The organism is Dyella sp. AtDHG13, assembly GCF_003201105.1.
In the GTDB taxonomy this organism is placed as follows: Bacteria; Pseudomonadota; Gammaproteobacteria; order Xanthomonadales; family Rhodanobacteraceae; genus Dyella; species Dyella jiangningensis_B.
The window spans coordinates 234,730-249,911 of sequence record NZ_QICJ01000009.1; the positions used below are offsets into that span (position 1 = coordinate 234,730).

Below are 15,182 nucleotides of genomic sequence, written 5' to 3' on the forward strand. Positions count from 1 at the left end.
TATGCGAGATTGCGAACAGGCTCTAAAGCGACAGGGCCACGCGTCCTGCGCGCGACCCGATGCCATCACTCGACTGGATGGACCTTCAACCGCTCGATGCGCGCGCCGTCCATCGCCACGACTTCAAAGCGCAGCCCTTCGCTGACGAAGGTGTCGCCCACGCTGGGCAGGCGTCCCTGGCGTTCCAGCACGTAGCCGGCCAGGGTGGAGAAACTGTCCTCGCCGCTCAGCTTGTAGCCCAGCAGGTGTTCGACGCGGCGCAGGTCCAGGCTGGCGTCGATCAGCCAGCTGCCGTCCGGCTCCTGCACGGCGGACGGATCGCCGCTGTCCTCATTGGGGAATTCGCCGGCGATCACTTCCAGCACATCGGTGGGCGTGACCAGGCCGAGCACGCTGCCGTATTCGTCCACCACCAGCGCCACCTGCAAGGGCTGGCGTCGGAATTCCTCGATCAGGCGCAGCACGCTCAGCGACTCCAGCACGGTGAGCGGCTTGCGCACCACCTGCTCGACCTCGATGCGCCCATGCTCCAGCAGGCTGGCCAGCAGATCGCGCGACGAGGCCACGCCGACCAGCTGGTCCAGATCGTCGCCCGCCACCGGCAACCACGCATGGCTGGAGGCGGTGAGTTCGGCGCGCAGCTGTTCGGTGCTTTCGCGCGGATCGATCCAGTTGATCTCGGGCCGCGGCGTCATGATGGAGCGCACCGGGCGATGCGCCAGGTCGAGCACGCCCTGCACCATCGCCAGTTCGTCCTTGCCGAACACCGCGACGCTGCCTTCGCTGCTCGCCGTGGCGGCCTTGGGGGCGGCATCCTCGTCATCGCCCGCGCCGCCCAGCAGATTGAGCACGGCGAGCGCCGTGCGGTCACGCAAGGTGCGCGCGCTGCCCAGCAGGCTGCGCTGGCGATTGCGGCGCATGGTCTGGTTGAACACCTCGATCAGGATCGAGAAGCCGATCGCCGCGTACAGGTAGCCCTTCGGAATGTGGAAACCGAAGCCTTCCGCCACCAGGCTGAAACCGATCATCAGCAGGAACGACAGGCACAGGATCACCACCGTCGGCCGCGCGTTGACGAAGTTGGTCAGCGGCCTGCTCGCGCTGATCATCAGCACCATGGCGAGCACCACCGCGATCATCATCACCGAGAGATGATCCACCATGCCGACCGCAGTGATGACCGAATCGAGCGAGAACACCGCATCCAGCGCCACGATCTGCGCCACCACCAGCCAGAAGCGCGCGGGCGCGCGCTTGGCGGCTTCATCGTGGTCGCTCGCTTCCAGCCGCTCGTGCAACTCCACGGTGGCCTTGAACAGCAGGAACACACCGCCCAGCAGCAGGATGATGTCGCGCCAGGAGAACGAGACGGGCCCCAGCTCGATGATCGGCGAGGTGAGCTTCACCAGCCATGACATCGCGCTCAGCAGCGCGAGCCGCATGACCAGCGCCAGCGAAAGGCCGAGCACGCGGGCCTTGTCGCGCTCCTTCGCCTGCAGCTTGTCGGCGAGAATGGCGATGAAGACGAGATTGTCGATGCCGAGCACGATCTCCAGCACCACCAGGGTGAGGAGACCCGCCCACGCGGTCGGGTCGGACAGCCAGTCGAATGCAAACATGGGCTGGCGCCTGAGCGCCGGATTCCTCCTTGGATCGAATGCCCACTATACAGGGCGTGATCGCAAACGCAGTGACAGGCCCGGCGCGCACCCTGCCAAAGGGCAGGATTGGCATGCGCGGCGGCAGGGACTAGCGTGAAGATGTCTGCCGATGCCGTTCGGCCGGCCTGTGCACGCCACCTGCACGCGAACACCCTGGATTGTCCTTGATGGATGCGAACCGCCTGACCGACCTGCCCGTATCACCGCTGGACCGGAAATCGGGCATTCCCACGCCCTGGCAGGCCGTCGCGCTGATCGTGCTGTACTTCGTGCTGCAACTGGCCGTGGGCAGCCTGGTGACGCTGGTGGCTGGCCTGGTGGCCACGCTGCGCGAAAGCGGCGGCCTCGGCGCCGTCATTCCGCTCGGGCGCCGTTGGCTGGGCCAATCGGATGTCACGGCCGCCACGGTGATCGTCACGCTGCTGGTCTCGGCGGCGGTGATCGTGCGCGTCGCGCGCCGTGCATGGCCGCAGCAGTGGACGCAGAGCGCTCCGCCCGGGCTGGGTTTCACGCCGACTCCACATATCGCCTTCTACGTCGCCGCGCTGGCCGCGGGCGTGATGATGCCCATCGTCGGCGGCCTGCTGACGACCTGGCTGGCGCAAGGGCACGAAGTGAGCCAGGACATCAAGCAATTGGGCGCCAACACCTCGCTCGCACTGCGGATTCCACTCGCGCTGCTCGTGGTGAGCATCGGGCCGATGGTGGAGGAACTGCTGTTCCGCGGCGTGCTGCTTTCCGCCATCGCGCGCCATAGCGGCAACGGCATTGCCATCGTGCTGTCGTCGCTGCTGTTCGCCTGCGTGCACCTGCCCGACCTGTCCTTCCTCTGGTACGCGCTGCCCAACCTGGCCCTGCTCGGCCTGATCCTCGGCTGGTTGCGCGTGCAGTCGGGCTCGATCTGGCCCGCGGTCGTCGCCCACGGCATGAACAACCTGCTCGCCGTGGTGTCGTGGTTCATGATGACCCCACAGTAACGCAGGAGCGCGAGGCGCTCAGGCAGGAATGATCGAATGCGCGCGCAGCAGCCGCGCCGTTTCGAACACGGGCAGGCCCATCACGCCGGAATGGCTGCCGTCCAGGTGCTCGATCAGCTTGGCGCCGTGGCCCTGGATGGCATACGCCCCGGCCTTGCCGAAGGGCTCGCCGGTGGCGATGTAGGCGGCGATGGTGGCCTTGTCCAGCGTCGGCATGGTGACGCGCGAGCGGCTGGTGTCGGACCACTCGCCCGAGCGGGTGACCAGCCATACGGTGGAGATCACCTCGTGCACCCTGCCGGACAGGCGGCCGAGCATGCCGGCGGCGTCTTCGGCGTCGTCGGGCTTGCCGAAGACCTCGTCGTCCAGCACCACCTCGGTATCCGCGCCCAGCACGGCCACGCTGGCTTCCTCCAGCGCGGCGAGCCCTGCGCGCGCCTTTTCGCGCGCCACGCGGCTGACGTAGTCCCGCGGCGTTTCGCCGAGTGCGCGCAGCTCGGGCACGTCGACATCCACGATGCGGAAATCCACGCCAATCTGTTCGAGCAACTGGCGGCGACGCGGCGATTGCGATGCGAGATAGAGCATGGGCCATTCCGTGGGCAGCGGCGGGCCCCTTAAGGTCGCATATCCCCGGTATCAAGGAAACGCTGGTGCCACGACAGCGCCTCCTGCAGCAGATGCGGCGTGTGCTTGCCGCGGCTGCTGTGCATGGCCCGGTCGAAATAGTCCTGCAACATCGGGCGGTAGCTGGGATGGGCGCAACGCTCGATCACCACCTTGGCGCGCTGGCGTGGCGACAGCCCGCGCAGGTCGGCCAGGCCCTGCTCGGTGACCACCACCGCCACGTCGTGCTCGGTGTGGTCCACGTGGCTCACCATCGGCACGATGCAGGAGACGGCGCCGTTCTTGGCCGTGCTGGGCGTGAGGAAGCACGACAGGAAGCCGTTGCGCGCGAAATCGCCGGAACCGCCGATGCCGTTGATGATGCTGGTGCCGGCGACGTGCGTGGAATTGATGTTGCCGTAGAGATCCGCCTCCACCATGCCGTTCATCGCGATGCAGCCGAGTCGGCGCACGAGTTCGGGATGGTTGGAAATTTCCTGCGTGCGAAGAATGATGCGCTTGCGGAAGAAATCGATCTTGTCGAGAAAGCGCTCGATGCCCGCCGGGCTCAGCGAGAACGACGTGGCCGATGCCACCGACAGCACCTCGTGCTCGAGCAGGTCGAGCATGCCGTCCTGGATCACCTCGGTGAATGCACTCAGGCCGCTGAAGCCGCCATCGCGCAAGCCCGCCAGCACGGCATTGGCGATATTGCCCACGCCCGACTGCAGCGGCAGCAATTGCGGACCGAGGCGGCCCTTGGCGATCTCGTGTCGGAAGAACTCGATCAGGTTGCCGGCGATCTGCCGCGAGGTATCGTCCAGCGGCGCAAACGCGCTGTTGCGGTCGGGCGCGTTGGTTTCCACCACGGCGATGACCTTCTCGGGATCGAGCCGCAGGTAAGGCTCGCCGATGCGGTCGTCCGGCTTGAGCAGCGGAATCGGCTTGCGATGCGGCGGCAAGGCGGTGCCGTAGTAGATGTCGTGCATGCCGTCCATTTCGAGCGGCTGCCAGTGGTTCACCTCGACGATCACCTTGTCGGCAAGATCCAGCCACGTCTTGTTGTTGCCCACCGACGAGGAGGCCATTAGGCTGCCATCGGGCATGATCGCGGTCGCCTCGATCACGGCCAGGTCGATCTTGCCGAAGAAGCCGAACCACGCGTACTGCGCGACGTGGCTGAGATGGATATCCAGGTAATTCATCTCGCCCCGGTTGATGCGCGCGCGCAACTCCGGATCGGACTGGTAAGGCAGGCGAAGATCGATGCCGTCGGCCCGCGCCAGCGCACCGTCCAGCTCGGGCGCGGTGGATGCGCCCGTCAGCACGCGCACGCGGAACGGCTCGCCGCGTTCGTGCGTGGCGACCATGCGCGCCGCCAGCGCCTGCGGCACGGCCTTGGGGTATCCCGCCCCGGTGAAACCGCTCATGCCGATCGTCATGCCGTGATCGACCAGTTCCGCGGCCCGGGTCGCCGTCATGACCTTGGCGGCCAGACCGGCATGGCGGATGCGCTTGTCCACGTGGATGTCTCCTGCACTCCAATCCACGAATGGTAGCGCGCGGAACCGTCAAACTCCCGGCAAGCTAGACGATGGTCGGGTGGTCAGAAGCGGATGGCGTACTCGCGGAATTCCTGGTCGTGCGTCCAGCCCAATGACTCGTAAAGCCGCTGCGCGGGAAGGTTGGTATGCGCGGTGGTCAGCGTCATGCCGGCGGCGCCGATGGCGCGCGCGTAATCCATGGCCTCGTGCATCAAGGCCGCACCCACGCCGCGCCGACGCGCCTTGGCTGCGACGAAAAGATCATTGAGCAGGTAGAGTCGCGCCAGCCGCACCGACGTGAAGAACGGATATAGCTGGACGAAACCCACGCCCTCGCCTTCTTCATCGATCGCCAGCATCACCACCGACTCGTGATGCTGGAAGCGCTCGCGCAGGAAGCGAGCCGACGCGGCGATATCGGGCGCTTGTCCGTAGAACACCCGATACGCATCGAACAGGGGCGCGATGAGATCGAGATCGTGGATGGTGGCCTGGCGTACCGTGATCGACATGCGCGTCCCCGCATCGGTGGTGTTGCACGCAGTATGCGTACGCGGCAACGGGCCGCCTATGACCACTTTCCAGGGAAAAAGCGCCACGCTGGCATGCGCCGGAGCCAACTGCAGATCGCCACGCAGCAACGCTGCGCCGCTCAGGCACGATGGTAGGGATGCCCCGAGAGCAGCGTGGTGGCGCGATACAACTGCTCGGCGAGCACCAGCCGCACCAGCATGTGCGGCAAGGTCAGCGGCCCCAGCGACCACGACTGGTCCGCGCGCGCCAGCACCTCGGGCGCGTGCCCATCAGGGCCGCCGATCAGGAAGGCGATATCGCGGCCGGACATGCGCCATTTCGATAGCTGCGCGGCCAGGTCTTCGCTGGACCAGGTCTTGCCGCGGCCATCGAGCGCAACGACATGAATGTCGCGTGGCAATGCGGCGAGAATCGCGGCGCCTTCGTCCTGGATGGCGCGCGCGTCGTCGCGCCCCTTGCCGCGCAGGCCGGGCTTCAGCTCGATCAGTTCCAGCGGAAGCTCGTGCGAGAGCCGCTTGCGGTATTCGGCGAAGCCTTCCGCCACCCAGGCGGGCATGCGTTCACCGACGGCGATCAGACGGGCACGCACGGGTCACCACAAAATCCAGGGAAACAGCGGGGGGCGCCGCGCGCGTGGAGACAACGCGCGGCAGGTACCGCCAGGGTGCAGGCCATCAGCCCACGCTGGCGACTTCGGCGTCGACTTCGCGGTCACCCACGGTCCACAGCCGCTCCAGGCCGTAGAACTCGCGGATGCGCGGCAGCATGACGTGGACGATCACGTCACCCAGATCCACCAGCACCCATTCGGCTTCCTGCTCGCCTTCCACGCCGAGCGGCATCACGCCCGCCTGCTTGGCGAACTTGACGACTTCATCGGCAATGGATTTGACGTGGCGCGCGGAGGTGCCGGAGGCGATGACCAGCAGATCGGCGATGGAGGTCTTGCCGCGGACGTCGATTTCACGAATGTCCTTGGCCTTCAGTTCGTCCAGCGCGTTGAGAACTTGCTGGCGAACGACCGCCGCGGTGGCGGATTTGGTGCTGCGCGTGGCGGTCTGACTCAAGTGCGTTTGCCTCGATGCGGGATCGATGCGCGGGATGGCGCAGCGCCAGTATAACGGACCACCCTCAAGCCCATGTCAAACGGGGCTTCGGGCGGCCTCCGTCCGCCAAGCAGGGATCGGGCCAAGGCCGTCCGCCACCCAAAAGAAAGGGCCCTCTCCGCCCGGAGAGGGCCCTTGGGTACGTCCGCTCAGCGCATCAGTGACCGGCGGTGGACGAGGAAGCAGGCGCGGTGCTCTTCTTGTGTTGCTTCTTGTGATGCGTCTGCTGGGTGCTGTCGCTCTTCATCGAGTCGCTGGACGACTTCATTTCGTCTGAGCTGGACTTCATGGCGTCCGAATTGGACTTCATGGCATCCGAGCTGGACTTCATCGCGTCCTTGCTGGTGTCCTGGGTCGGCTGCGGCGTGGTGTTCTGTGCCATGACCGGGGACATGGCAAGGGCGAACACGACGGCGGTCGCGAAGGCGAGTACGGCGTAACGGGAAACTTTCATGGTCAGGTATCTCCAGAAGCGGTGAGGTAACCGTGCGGCCGTGCCGCACTTCCATGGAACAACCGCCGCCGCCCGTCCCGAACGACCACGGTCATCCGGTGACGATGACGTCGGCACCGGCCATGCCGCATCGGCATTCCCACCGACGCGAACGATCCATCCCTGGTTCGTGAAACCACTCCACGGGTCGTTACGGCGACCCGCCCCCTTCCTGCGAGAAAGCCTATACCCATGCATCCACACAGGATGCGGCACAAGCCATGTCCATTCAGTTGCAATACGGCCTGAGCGGCGTCAATAAATTGCGATTGCTGCGCTGCATCTGCCGGCCATCGTCAGCGTCACGCCAGACAGCGCGCGCGTGGCGTCCACAAGCGATCTTCAGCGACGACATCGCACCCCAGCGCGCGGCTGCGGCGCTGCATCGCAACATCCCTTTCCCGTCGCAACATCACATCAGCCTACGCCGATTCATCCCTCGAGCGCAGCATGACCATGTCCCTACTTCAGTGCTGGCTGAAGCAGGCGCCCGCCCATCAGCGCGTTCAACGCGACCACGATGCCCACCGCCATGGCATGCGTCAGCAAGTCTGTCGCCGCCACGGCAAAGGCGTGGCAGATCTCCAGCAACGCGGCGGAAGCGGCGGCCGAAGCCAGCCCGACCATCACCGCCGCCAGCACCGGACGCAAGGGATACGCACGCCGCAGCAACCAGATCAGCAGCGCGGACAACGGCACCGAGAAACTGATAATGAAGATCAGGCAGTCGCTCGCCTCGTTGAACCTGGCGATGTGCGCGGAGGGCCCCAGCCAGTCGCGCATGCAGCCCAGCCCGCTCGCGCCTACCCACAGCAGCAGCCACGGCAGCGGCAGCAGCGCCCACCGCCACGAACGCCCAGGTACGCCCAGAGTGAAGGCGGCCCACGCCGCGCTGACGGCGGTCATCACCGCACCCGCGCCGGCCACGGCGATGTCCGGCTCGGCCACCCAGCGGCGGATCATGTGCGCGGCGCCGTAGTGCATGAACAGACCGGCCGCAATAGCCGCCACCGCCAGCAGCCAGCCGAGCGTGCGCAGCCACGGGGGCGGCAGGCGCCGCACCGGCGTGAGCTGATCGCCCAGCGACTGGATCAGTGACTCGGGGAGTCGCGGTGCCGTCATGATGCTCAGGGTTCTCCGTGGAAACGCGCGCGCAATGCCTTCATCGCGCGATGCAGGTTGACCTTCAGCGCGCCGGTCTGGCGCCCCGTGTGAGCCGCCGCTTCGGCCAGCGACTGTTCCTTCAGGCCCAGTTGCTCGACCGCTTCGCGCTGACCGGGCGGCAAGGACGCGATGGCTTCGCGCAGGCGCAGCGCTTCCTGCTCGCGCTCCGTCACCGCCGTGGCATCGTCGATGTCGGCGTGCGTGTCGTAGGCATGCTCGTCATGCACCTCGCGCAGCCCGCGACGCCCCTGGCTGCGCAGCGCGTCGATGGCACGCCGCGCCGCCAGCGCGGCCAGCCAGGCGTCGTAGGAGCGCGACGGATCATAGGTATGGCGCACTCGATGCACGGTCAGCAGGGTTTCCTGCACCACGTCGTCGAGTCCATCCACCGCGACCCCCTGCCGCCTGGCCACGGCGCGGATCAACGGCACCGAGGCCGCCAGCACCCGCTCGTAGGCCCGGCGGTCGCCGCCCTGCGCCGCCGCCATCCACGCCGCACGCTCACGCTCCTGCATGTCGCCGAGAGGGGCCGCCGCGTCGCTCACGATGGAAGAGGTCCTGTCCCGCCGGGAAAGGACACTATCTAGACCTATCGCGCAGGGCGCGGTCAAGCTGACGGACATAGCGGGGCCTCTCGGGTCCTGCAGGGCTATTCGCCTGGGAACCCATCCGGGTTACGCCCGCGTATCGCCAACTTTGTAGGAAATCGCGCAAAGGTTCCCCGGATATCGCCGCGACCCCTTGGTTTTAAGGAACATCCGATAGCTGCGTTTTGCTTGCGACTGGCCTAATCCGCCCGGGTCCGCGTACGCGCGACCTCATCATTCTCAATCGCAAGGTAAACCCCATGAAGAAGACCCTGATGGCGCTGGCGTTCGCCGCCATCGCCGCGCCGCTCGCCGCTCAGGCCACGCAGAGCAACGGCATCGACTACACCTACCTCCAGCTGGACTACGTCAACATCACCCAGGCCGGCAATGCCGGCGTCGCGCAGGGCGGCATGCTCAGCGGCTCCTACGGTTTCCACGACAACTTCCAGATGTTCGGCAGCTACAGCGCGCTGAACTTCAACAAGGTGTCCGCCTATGACCCGGTGTTCGGCCACTTCTACTGGAACCCCAAGGTCAAGCCGTGGTCGGTCGGCCTGGGCTATGCCTTCAGCATCGGCAGCCGCGCCGACTGGGTCACCCAGGTGGCCTACCAGCACGACAAGAACAGCAACCACATGTGCCTGGATGACTACTGCATCCGCTACAACGCCAGCAACAATTTCTGGACGGTCAACACCGGCGTGATGGGCCGCGTCACCGACAAGCTGACGGCCAATGCATACATCGGCTACGACCACGCCTCGTCCCGCAGCGGCGATGGCAACCTGTTCGGCCAGTTCGGCCTGGTCTACAGCTTTACCCCGATGTGGGCACTGGAAGGCGGCGTGCGCGTCAGCAACGACACCAACGACATCTTCAACGTCGGTGTCCGCGCCAGCTTCTGATCGACTCAAGCAACAAAAAAGTGCCGGTGTCAAGTCTTTCGCGCAAATCACGCAGGGCTTGAAACCGTATATGGGACAGTAGGTTAGCTCTTTTCGGGGCCGCTTTGCAGAACCGCGGCTTCGTCGGCTAGGAGCCACATAAGAGCGTCGGGAGAGAAAGCCGCATCGCACCGTGTCGTGCTGGATTGCCGAGGAACGGCGGGCCTGTCGCGTCATCATAGCCCAAGAGGCTTGGCGGCATCCAGAATGAAGAACGCGCAGCCGGTGGCTGCGCGTTCGATGGATGCCGTTGGTATGTGACGCCATCATGTCGGCTTCGATGGCGCGCTCCGGGGCGCCGTGCCCTTCCTGAATCCCCGATCCCCCGCCATGAACGCCTCCAGCATGTGCGGGATCAATTTCTCTGCATCGACCGCCTCGCCATACGCCTGCGCGTGCAGCGAGGCGTAGCGGTCGAGGTCGGCTTTCAGGCTTGCCGGGCAGGCGAAGGTCAGCTTGACACTCTCGGTCTTGGGCAGAGGCCCGAGCCGCAGCTTCTTGGTCGTGGTCATTGCGAAGCTCCCCGGTTAAAGAACAGGGGCTGGTACGGCCGCAGCACCAGATCCCGGTTGACGATGATCCGCACCGGCAACCCTGGCCGCGCCGTCAGTGTCGGCTGGATGTTCATGTTGCGGCGGGTGATCTCCTGGCCGACCTGGTTGATGCTGTCTTGCGCGCTATCGCGCCCGGCGATCACGATGCGGTTGCCATCCTGGCGATTCTCCGGCGCGGCCAGCTCGGCGCCTACGCCCAGCAGCGTCGTCAGCACCGCGCCCGAGACGATGCGCTTCCAATGCCAGTCCACGTCGTCCTCCAGGCCGGCGTAGCCCGCTGAATCGGTGCCCACAAGGTTGTCGAGCGTCAGCGATGAGGTATCCGGCAGGATGACCCGGTTCCACACTATCTGCACGCGGCTCTGCCCATAGCTGACCTGGCTGTTGTACTTGCCCAGGATGCGCGAGCCCTGCGGGATCAGCAGGAACTTGCCCGTGGCCGTGTCATAGACCGGCTCCGTGACAGTGGCGATCACGTCGCCCGGCAAGTCCGACTTCATGCCAGTCACCAGCGCGCCCGCGATCACGGTTCCGGCCATCACCTGATAGGGCGACGCCGGCAGCGCCAGATTGCCGGAATTGCGGGTTTCCGTAGAGCCGGCTTTCAGGAACGCCTCTTTCTGGTCTTGCCGGTTCTGTACGGCGGTCGGGTCGGCAGGCTGCGTCGCCACCGATGCCGGCCCGGCCGCGAGTGGGTCGAAGGCCGCGAGCGCGCTTGCACCACCAGGCGCACCCGGTGTCGCCTGCGCCACGGTCGCGGCGGCTTGGCCTTGGCCGCCCGAGCGGAAGAACACCGACGAAGCCGCAGCGGCTTCCGCCTCTTTGCGCAAGGCATCGTTGGGGTCGTGGCCGGGGGCCGCGTAAGCGGCCACGGCCGGCTGCTGCGAGTTCACGATGGCAGGGCCGAGGTCGCCCGGCAGCGGCGGCCCCAGCTCGGGCACCTTCGGCGGCAGCTTCGAGTAGTCGGCCGGCAGACCGTCCAGCCCTTCGGACTTCGAGACGCGATCGACGTTGTATAGCTCGGTCTGTTCGCCTGCGCTGCGCCGCTGCGGTTGCAGCGACCAGATCGTGGCCCCGAGCACGGCGACCGACAGGCCGCCGACAAGGACGGCCAGCGTGCGCCGGTTCAGGCGCGTGACCGGACGCGGCTGGGCGCGCAGCGTCACCGACTCGGGCGCGACCTTGCCCGCCTGTGGCGTGTCGAGGTCGGGGGTGTCGTCCTGGCTCATGGTCAGTCCCTCCGCGCCACGCCGTCCGTGCGCTCGATTCGCACCACGTCGCCCTTGTCACCGCCCAAGCGCAGTTCGGCCGCGCCGAACAGCCGATCCACGATGTAGTACGGCGAGCGGAAGCGGTAGTTCACCAGTTGCCCATCGCCCTGCGCACCGATGACAAAAAGCGGCGGCAGCTCGCCTTGCGCGATGCCGGCGGGGAACTGGATATAGACCTTCTGCCCGTCGTCGAAGGCGCGCAACGGCTTCCACGGCGGATTGCTGCCGCTGATCGCGTAGCGGAAGCGCAGGTTCTCCAGCGACAAGCCGGAGTCCACCGGCGCAGCGGCGCTAGCGGCCTGTGCCTGGCGCTGCAAGGCCAGCATCCGGTCGCGCGGGTACTCCCAGGACACCGATGCCATCCACGTCTTTTCCGTCGAAGCCAGCTCCAGCAGGTACGTCCTGCGGCTGGTGGTGATGACGAGATTGGTCTTGAGGCCCGAGCGAATCGGCTTGACCAGCACGTTCACGCGCAGATCGGCACCGCTGCCGCTGGACGTGTCGCCCACGATCCAGCGCACGGTATCGCCGGCGGCCACCGTCACCAGTTCCTCGCCCGGCTGGAGCGAAACGACGGTCACGCGGCCCACGGCCGCATAGACCTGATACAGCGCGCCATCGGTGAAGGGCCACACCTGAATCGCGTTGACGTAGCCCTCGCGCGTGGGCGCGACGCGGGCCTCGGCATTGGCGCGCGAGACGCGCACCGTCTCGTCGGCCGGCTCCGGCGTGGGCTTGGCGTCCTCGGCTTCGGGCAATGGCTTCAACTGCGCCGGCATCGGCAGCACCTCGGGCACGGCCACCACCTCCACCGGCGCGGGCGGTTCGGGCAGCGGCTGGGCCTGCACCGGCTCATCGAGCGAGATGCTCGGCGGTGGCTTGCCCTGCGTGGCGCAGCCCGCCAGGGCAAGCAAGATCACCGGCAAGGCGGATTTACGGAAAAGATCATTCATGGCTTGGCTCCTTCGGAAGAATCCAGTTCGCGGCTCCACGACAGGCCGTTGACGTAGATGCCCAGGGGGTTCTTGCGCAGGCGTTCTTCGGTGCGCGGCGGCTGGAGCACGATGGACACCACGGCCGTCCACCGCTCCAAGCCCGCCGCGGCGCCGTTGACGTAGCGGCGTTCCGTCCAGCGCACGTTGAAAGACGTGTCGCTGGCGCGCACGACGCTGGTGATCTGCACCGTCACCGACTCCTTGCCGATGCGCGCGAACGGGTCGTTGACCCGTGCGTAGTCGTTGAGCACGGCCGCGCCCTTGTCGGTCGTGTAGTCGTAGGCGTCCAGCCAGTTCTGGCGGACGACGATGGGGTCGATGGACAGCGAGCGCACCAGCGTCACGAAGCGCGCGATGTGGTGCGCGGTCTGCGCATCGTTGGGCCGGTATGGCGTGGCGGCTTCGCCCACGGCGCGTACCTGGCCCGTGTTGTCCACCTCCACGACGTAGGGCGTCACGATGGATTGCGCCGAGCGCCACACCAAGCCGCCGGCCATCAGCAGTGCAAGCGTCAGGCAGCCGAAGGCCATCAGGCGCCAGTTCTTCGCCTGGACGCGCGGCGAGCCGATGCGCTTGTCCCACACCTGGCCGGCAGCTTGGTACGGCGTGGCAGGCTGCGGCGTGTCGGCGTAGCGCACCTGCGGTTTCTTGAATCGCATGGTCAGTTCTCCTTATGAATCGGAATCGCGCAGGCTCGGCCCCTGGCCGGAGCCGCCGCCATCGCCACCGCGCAGCGCGTGGGCGGTGGTGGTCGCGGCGTGGGTGAGTTGCTGGCGGCGATGCAGGCGCTTGGCCCAAGCGGGCTGTTCCTGTGTCTGCGCCGTAGCGGCGCCGGATGCGGCCTCGCCTGCGGCACCCTGACCGGATGCCGCACCCGCGCCGCCATCGGCAGCAGCGCCATTCCAGCCAGCGCGGAAGGGAGCGGCCATGCGTTGCCCGGCAGCGGAAGCGCGGGATGCAGCACCTCGCCCGGCTGCCTGCGCGCCGGTCTTGGCGACGTTGCCCAGGCCCGCCATCGCGCCCTTTGCGCCGCCGCCAGCGGCGGCGGAACCGGCCTGGAACGCCGACTTCGCACTGCTGGCCGCCGACGTGGCGGCGCGCGCACCGCTACCGGCCAGCTTGGCGGCAGCCGGGGCCATGCGCGCACCAGCAGCCACGGCGCCACCCACGCCCGTCGCGGCGGCGCCGATGGCGACGGCCGTGCCGGCAGCGCCGACAGCAGCACCGGCCATTGCGCCAGCGCCGAGCTGCGGCGCACCGGAGACGAGGCCCGTGGCGATGCCAGGGCCGAAAATCCCGAGCGCCAGCAAGGTGAGCGAGGCCAGCATGATGACCAGCGCGTGGTCAATAGACGGCTCGGCGGGATGGACTTGGAACTGAGCGAACAAGCCCGAGCCGATACCGACGATCACGGCCAGCACCAGAACCTTGACGCCGGAGGCCACCACGTTGCCCAAGACCTTTTCGGCGAGGAACGCGGTCTTGTTCCAGAGCGCGAATGGCACCAGCACGAATCCGGCGAGCGTGGTCAGCTTGAACTCGATCAGCGTGATGAACAGTTGGATCGCCAGCACGAAGAAGCACAAGACCACGACCAGCCACGCGAGGAACATCACCACGATGGGGTCGAGGTTCACGAACACTTCGGGAAAGCCCGCCATCTCGCCGATCTGCTCCAGAATCGGCGCCCCGGCGTCGATGCCGGTTTTCGCCAGCCGGCCCGGCTGCAAGAAGTTCTCCATCGTGATGGCCGAGCCGGTGGCGGTGATGCCCAATCCCGCAAACGAGCGGAACACGATGCTGGCCAGCCAGTTGAAGTTATTGATGATGTAGGCGAAGGCACCGACGTAGAGCACCTTGCGCAGCAGCTTGGCGATCACGTCCTCGCCCTGGCCGGTGGCGTGGCTCATGGCCCAATACAGGCCGGCGATCGTCATGTCGATGACGATCAGCGTGGCCGTGAGGAACGCCACTTCGCCCCGCAGCAGCCCGAAACCCGAGTCGATATAAGCGGCAAAGGTGTTGAGGAACTGGTCGATGATGGTCACGTCATTCATGGCGTGTCCTCCGGTTCGGCGGGATCGGCCGGCGCCATGCCATCGGCCGGCTCCTCGAAGCTCGGCGGGATCGGCGGCAGGTCGGCCAGCGTCTGGTATTCATCCGGCCCGGCCTGGCCGGAGAAGAAACGCCGCCGGAAGGCTTCGGCGGCGGCGCGGCAAGCGTCCTCGCCCGTGGCCTGCCGGTCGGCCGCGCATTGCGCGCGCAATGCCTTCAGCCGCACGGGATCGGCGGCCAAGGCATCGGCAAGGTCGTCGGCCGGCTGCTCGCCGCAAGCGGCCAGCAGCACGACACCAAGGGCGAGGACGCATCGCATGGCGGCCTCCCGTCAGTTGCCGTAGAAGTTCACGGACTGCGGCGTGTACGGCGTGCCGTCGCCGAGGAAGCGCCGCCGCACCTCGCGGGCGCGCTCCGTGGCTGCCGCCTGCCGCGCCAGCTCCAGCGATGCCGCCCGGTCTTGCGTGATCTGGAGTCGCTGCGACTGGATCGACTGCTTGGCCTGCAAGGCCAGCAATTGATTCATGGCCTGCATCGCCTGCAACGCACCTTCGGCCGACTGGCTCTTGCCCACAAGATCGGCCAGCACGCTTTCGTCTTCGCCCAGGTTCTGCGACACCTGCGCCTGCATCTGCATGGTGGTCTGCAAGCCGTTGAGCGTGTTCCGCCAACGCTCCTGCGCGTCGCG

At 66.8% G+C, this 15,182-nt stretch carries 18 protein-coding genes (1 of these 18 running past the window's edge); 2 read left to right on the forward strand and 16 right to left on the reverse strand.

The genetic code is table 11. From position 1 onward, the window contains the following. Positions 1–65: 65 nt before the first annotated feature. Positions 66–1,619: a TerC family protein gene (locus BDW41_RS16140; RefSeq protein ID WP_074547698.1), complete on the reverse strand. Its 1,554-nt coding sequence runs from the start codon at positions 1,617–1,619 to the stop codon at positions 66–68. Between the two features lie 209 nt (positions 1,620–1,828). On the opposite strand from BDW41_RS16140, the gene BDW41_RS16145 reads away from it, so the two are divergent. Continuing rightward, positions 1,829–2,638, forward strand: a complete 810-nt coding sequence (locus BDW41_RS16145) for a CPBP family intramembrane glutamic endopeptidase (RefSeq protein ID WP_074547699.1) — start codon at positions 1,829–1,831, stop codon at positions 2,636–2,638. Between the two features lie 18 nt (positions 2,639–2,656). Here BDW41_RS16145 and BDW41_RS16150 read toward each other — a convergent pair whose 3' ends face one another. The 8 genes from BDW41_RS16150 to BDW41_RS16185 all read right to left on the reverse strand — a co-directional run bounded on the left by BDW41_RS16150 (position 2,657) and on the right by BDW41_RS16185 (position 8,573). Further along, complete coding sequence (locus BDW41_RS16150; RefSeq protein WP_074547700.1) at positions 2,657–3,226, reverse strand: Maf family protein; 570 nt, start codon at positions 3,224–3,226, stop codon at positions 2,657–2,659. A 29-nt stretch (positions 3,227–3,255) separates the two neighbouring features. Further along, positions 3,256–4,773: an acetyl-CoA hydrolase/transferase family protein gene (locus BDW41_RS16155; RefSeq protein ID WP_074547990.1), complete on the reverse strand. Its 1,518-nt coding sequence runs from the start codon at positions 4,771–4,773 to the stop codon at positions 3,256–3,258. 77 nt (positions 4,774–4,850) lie between these two features. Beyond that, positions 4,851–5,300 (reverse strand): GNAT family N-acetyltransferase, encoded by a 450-nt coding sequence (locus BDW41_RS16160; RefSeq protein WP_074547992.1) that lies wholly within the window; start codon positions 5,298–5,300, stop codon positions 4,851–4,853. Between the two features lie 140 nt (positions 5,301–5,440). Next, positions 5,441–5,911 carry a 23S rRNA (pseudouridine(1915)-N(3))-methyltransferase RlmH gene (gene rlmH / locus BDW41_RS16165; protein WP_074547701.1) on the reverse strand — a complete coding sequence of 157 codons (471 nt, stop codon included), beginning with the start codon at positions 5,909–5,911 and terminating at the stop codon, positions 5,441–5,443. A gap of 85 nt (positions 5,912–5,996) precedes the next feature. After that, positions 5,997–6,389, reverse strand: coding sequence for a ribosome silencing factor (gene rsfS / locus BDW41_RS16170; RefSeq protein ID WP_074547702.1), 393 nt, complete (start codon positions 6,387–6,389; stop codon positions 5,997–5,999). A gap of 196 nt (positions 6,390–6,585) precedes the next feature. Next, positions 6,586–6,882: a hypothetical protein gene (locus BDW41_RS16175; RefSeq protein WP_074547703.1), complete on the reverse strand. Its 297-nt coding sequence runs from the start codon at positions 6,880–6,882 to the stop codon at positions 6,586–6,588. Between the two features lie 501 nt (positions 6,883–7,383). After that, positions 7,384–8,043: an NrsF family protein gene (locus BDW41_RS16180; protein ID WP_074547704.1), complete on the reverse strand. Its 660-nt coding sequence runs from the start codon at positions 8,041–8,043 to the stop codon at positions 7,384–7,386. 5 nt (positions 8,044–8,048) lie between these two features. Beyond that, a complete protein-coding gene (locus BDW41_RS16185) occupies positions 8,049–8,573 on the reverse strand; it encodes a sigma-70 family RNA polymerase sigma factor (RefSeq protein WP_083337591.1) in 525 nt (174 codons plus the stop codon). Between the two features lie 359 nt (positions 8,574–8,932). On the opposite strand from BDW41_RS16185, the gene BDW41_RS16190 reads away from it, so the two are divergent. Beyond that, positions 8,933–9,580, forward strand: a complete 648-nt coding sequence (locus BDW41_RS16190) for a hypothetical protein (protein WP_074547705.1) — start codon at positions 8,933–8,935, stop codon at positions 9,578–9,580. A 305-nt stretch (positions 9,581–9,885) separates the two neighbouring features. Here the strand turns inward: BDW41_RS16190 and BDW41_RS16195 are convergent, their stop codons facing one another. From BDW41_RS16195 to trbJ, 7 genes are all read right to left on the reverse strand, one after another. Then, positions 9,886–10,131, reverse strand: a complete 246-nt coding sequence (locus BDW41_RS16195) for a DUF2274 domain-containing protein (protein WP_074547706.1) — start codon at positions 10,129–10,131, stop codon at positions 9,886–9,888. After that, the gene (locus BDW41_RS16200; RefSeq protein ID WP_033990734.1) at positions 10,128–11,402 is read right to left on the reverse strand and encodes a TrbI/VirB10 family protein; all 1,275 of its coding nucleotides are present in this window, start codon (positions 11,400–11,402) and stop codon (positions 10,128–10,130) included. The genes BDW41_RS16195 and BDW41_RS16200 overlap by 4 nt, the downstream gene beginning before the upstream one ends. Before the next feature lie 2 nt (positions 11,403–11,404). Beyond that, positions 11,405–12,397 carry a P-type conjugative transfer protein TrbG gene (gene trbG, locus BDW41_RS16205; protein WP_074547707.1) on the reverse strand — a complete coding sequence of 331 codons (993 nt, stop codon included), beginning with the start codon at positions 12,395–12,397 and terminating at the stop codon, positions 11,405–11,407. Then, positions 12,394–13,098 (reverse strand): conjugal transfer protein TrbF, encoded by a 705-nt coding sequence (trbF, locus tag BDW41_RS16210; RefSeq protein ID WP_033990737.1) that lies wholly within the window; start codon positions 13,096–13,098, stop codon positions 12,394–12,396. Before trbF ends, trbG begins: the two co-directional genes overlap by 4 nt. A gap of 12 nt (positions 13,099–13,110) precedes the next feature. Further along, positions 13,111–14,496, reverse strand: coding sequence for a P-type conjugative transfer protein TrbL (trbL, locus tag BDW41_RS16215; RefSeq protein WP_034011154.1), 1,386 nt, complete (start codon positions 14,494–14,496; stop codon positions 13,111–13,113). Next, entirely contained in the window at positions 14,493–14,813 is a 321-nt protein-coding gene (locus BDW41_RS16220) for a hypothetical protein (protein ID WP_034011152.1), read from the reverse strand. Before BDW41_RS16220 ends, trbL begins: the two co-directional genes overlap by 4 nt. 12 nt (positions 14,814–14,825) lie before the next feature. Beyond that, positions 14,826–15,182, reverse strand: part of the annotated coding region (gene trbJ, locus BDW41_RS16225; RefSeq protein WP_110301624.1) for a P-type conjugative transfer protein TrbJ (this coding region is incomplete at its 5' end). 266 nt of the annotated region lie beyond the right edge of the window; 357 of its 623 annotated nt are in view.

Excerpts from the sequence above, each read along its gene's own strand:
- BDW41_RS16145 (WP_074547699.1), top strand. The coding sequence starts at position 1,829 with ATGGATGCGAACCGCCTGACCGACCTGCCCGTATCACCGCTGGACCGG.
- BDW41_RS16180 (WP_074547704.1), bottom strand. The coding sequence starts at position 8,043 with ATGACGGCACCGCGACTCCCCGAGTCACTGATCCAGTCGCTGGGCGAT.
- BDW41_RS16150 (WP_074547700.1), bottom strand. The coding sequence starts at position 3,226 with ATGCTCTATCTCGCATCGCAATCGCCGCGTCGCCGCCAGTTGCTCGAA.
- BDW41_RS16185 (WP_083337591.1), bottom strand. The coding sequence starts at position 8,573 with ATGGCGGCGGCGCAGGGCGGCGACCGCCGGGCCTACGAGCGGGTGCTG.
- trbF (WP_033990737.1), bottom strand. The coding sequence starts at position 13,098 with ATGCGATTCAAGAAACCGCAGGTGCGCTACGCCGACACGCCGCAGCCT.
- trbG (WP_074547707.1), bottom strand. The coding sequence starts at position 12,397 with ATGAATGATCTTTTCCGTAAATCCGCCTTGCCGGTGATCTTGCTTGCC.
- trbL (WP_034011154.1), bottom strand. The coding sequence starts at position 14,496 with ATGAATGACGTGACCATCATCGACCAGTTCCTCAACACCTTTGCCGCT.
- BDW41_RS16140 (WP_074547698.1), bottom strand. The coding sequence starts at position 1,619 with ATGTTTGCATTCGACTGGCTGTCCGACCCGACCGCGTGGGCGGGTCTC.
- BDW41_RS16195 (WP_074547706.1), bottom strand. The coding sequence starts at position 10,131 with ATGACCACGACCAAGAAGCTGCGGCTCGGGCCTCTGCCCAAGACCGAG.
- BDW41_RS16175 (WP_074547703.1), bottom strand. The coding sequence starts at position 6,882 with ATGAAAGTTTCCCGTTACGCCGTACTCGCCTTCGCGACCGCCGTCGTG.
- BDW41_RS16160 (WP_074547992.1), bottom strand. The coding sequence starts at position 5,300 with ATGTCGATCACGGTACGCCAGGCCACCATCCACGATCTCGATCTCATC.
- BDW41_RS16220 (WP_034011152.1), bottom strand. The coding sequence starts at position 14,813 with ATGCGATGCGTCCTCGCCCTTGGTGTCGTGCTGCTGGCCGCTTGCGGC.
- BDW41_RS16200 (WP_033990734.1), bottom strand. The coding sequence starts at position 11,402 with ATGAGCCAGGACGACACCCCCGACCTCGACACGCCACAGGCGGGCAAG.
- BDW41_RS16190 (WP_074547705.1), top strand. The coding sequence starts at position 8,933 with ATGAAGAAGACCCTGATGGCGCTGGCGTTCGCCGCCATCGCCGCGCCG.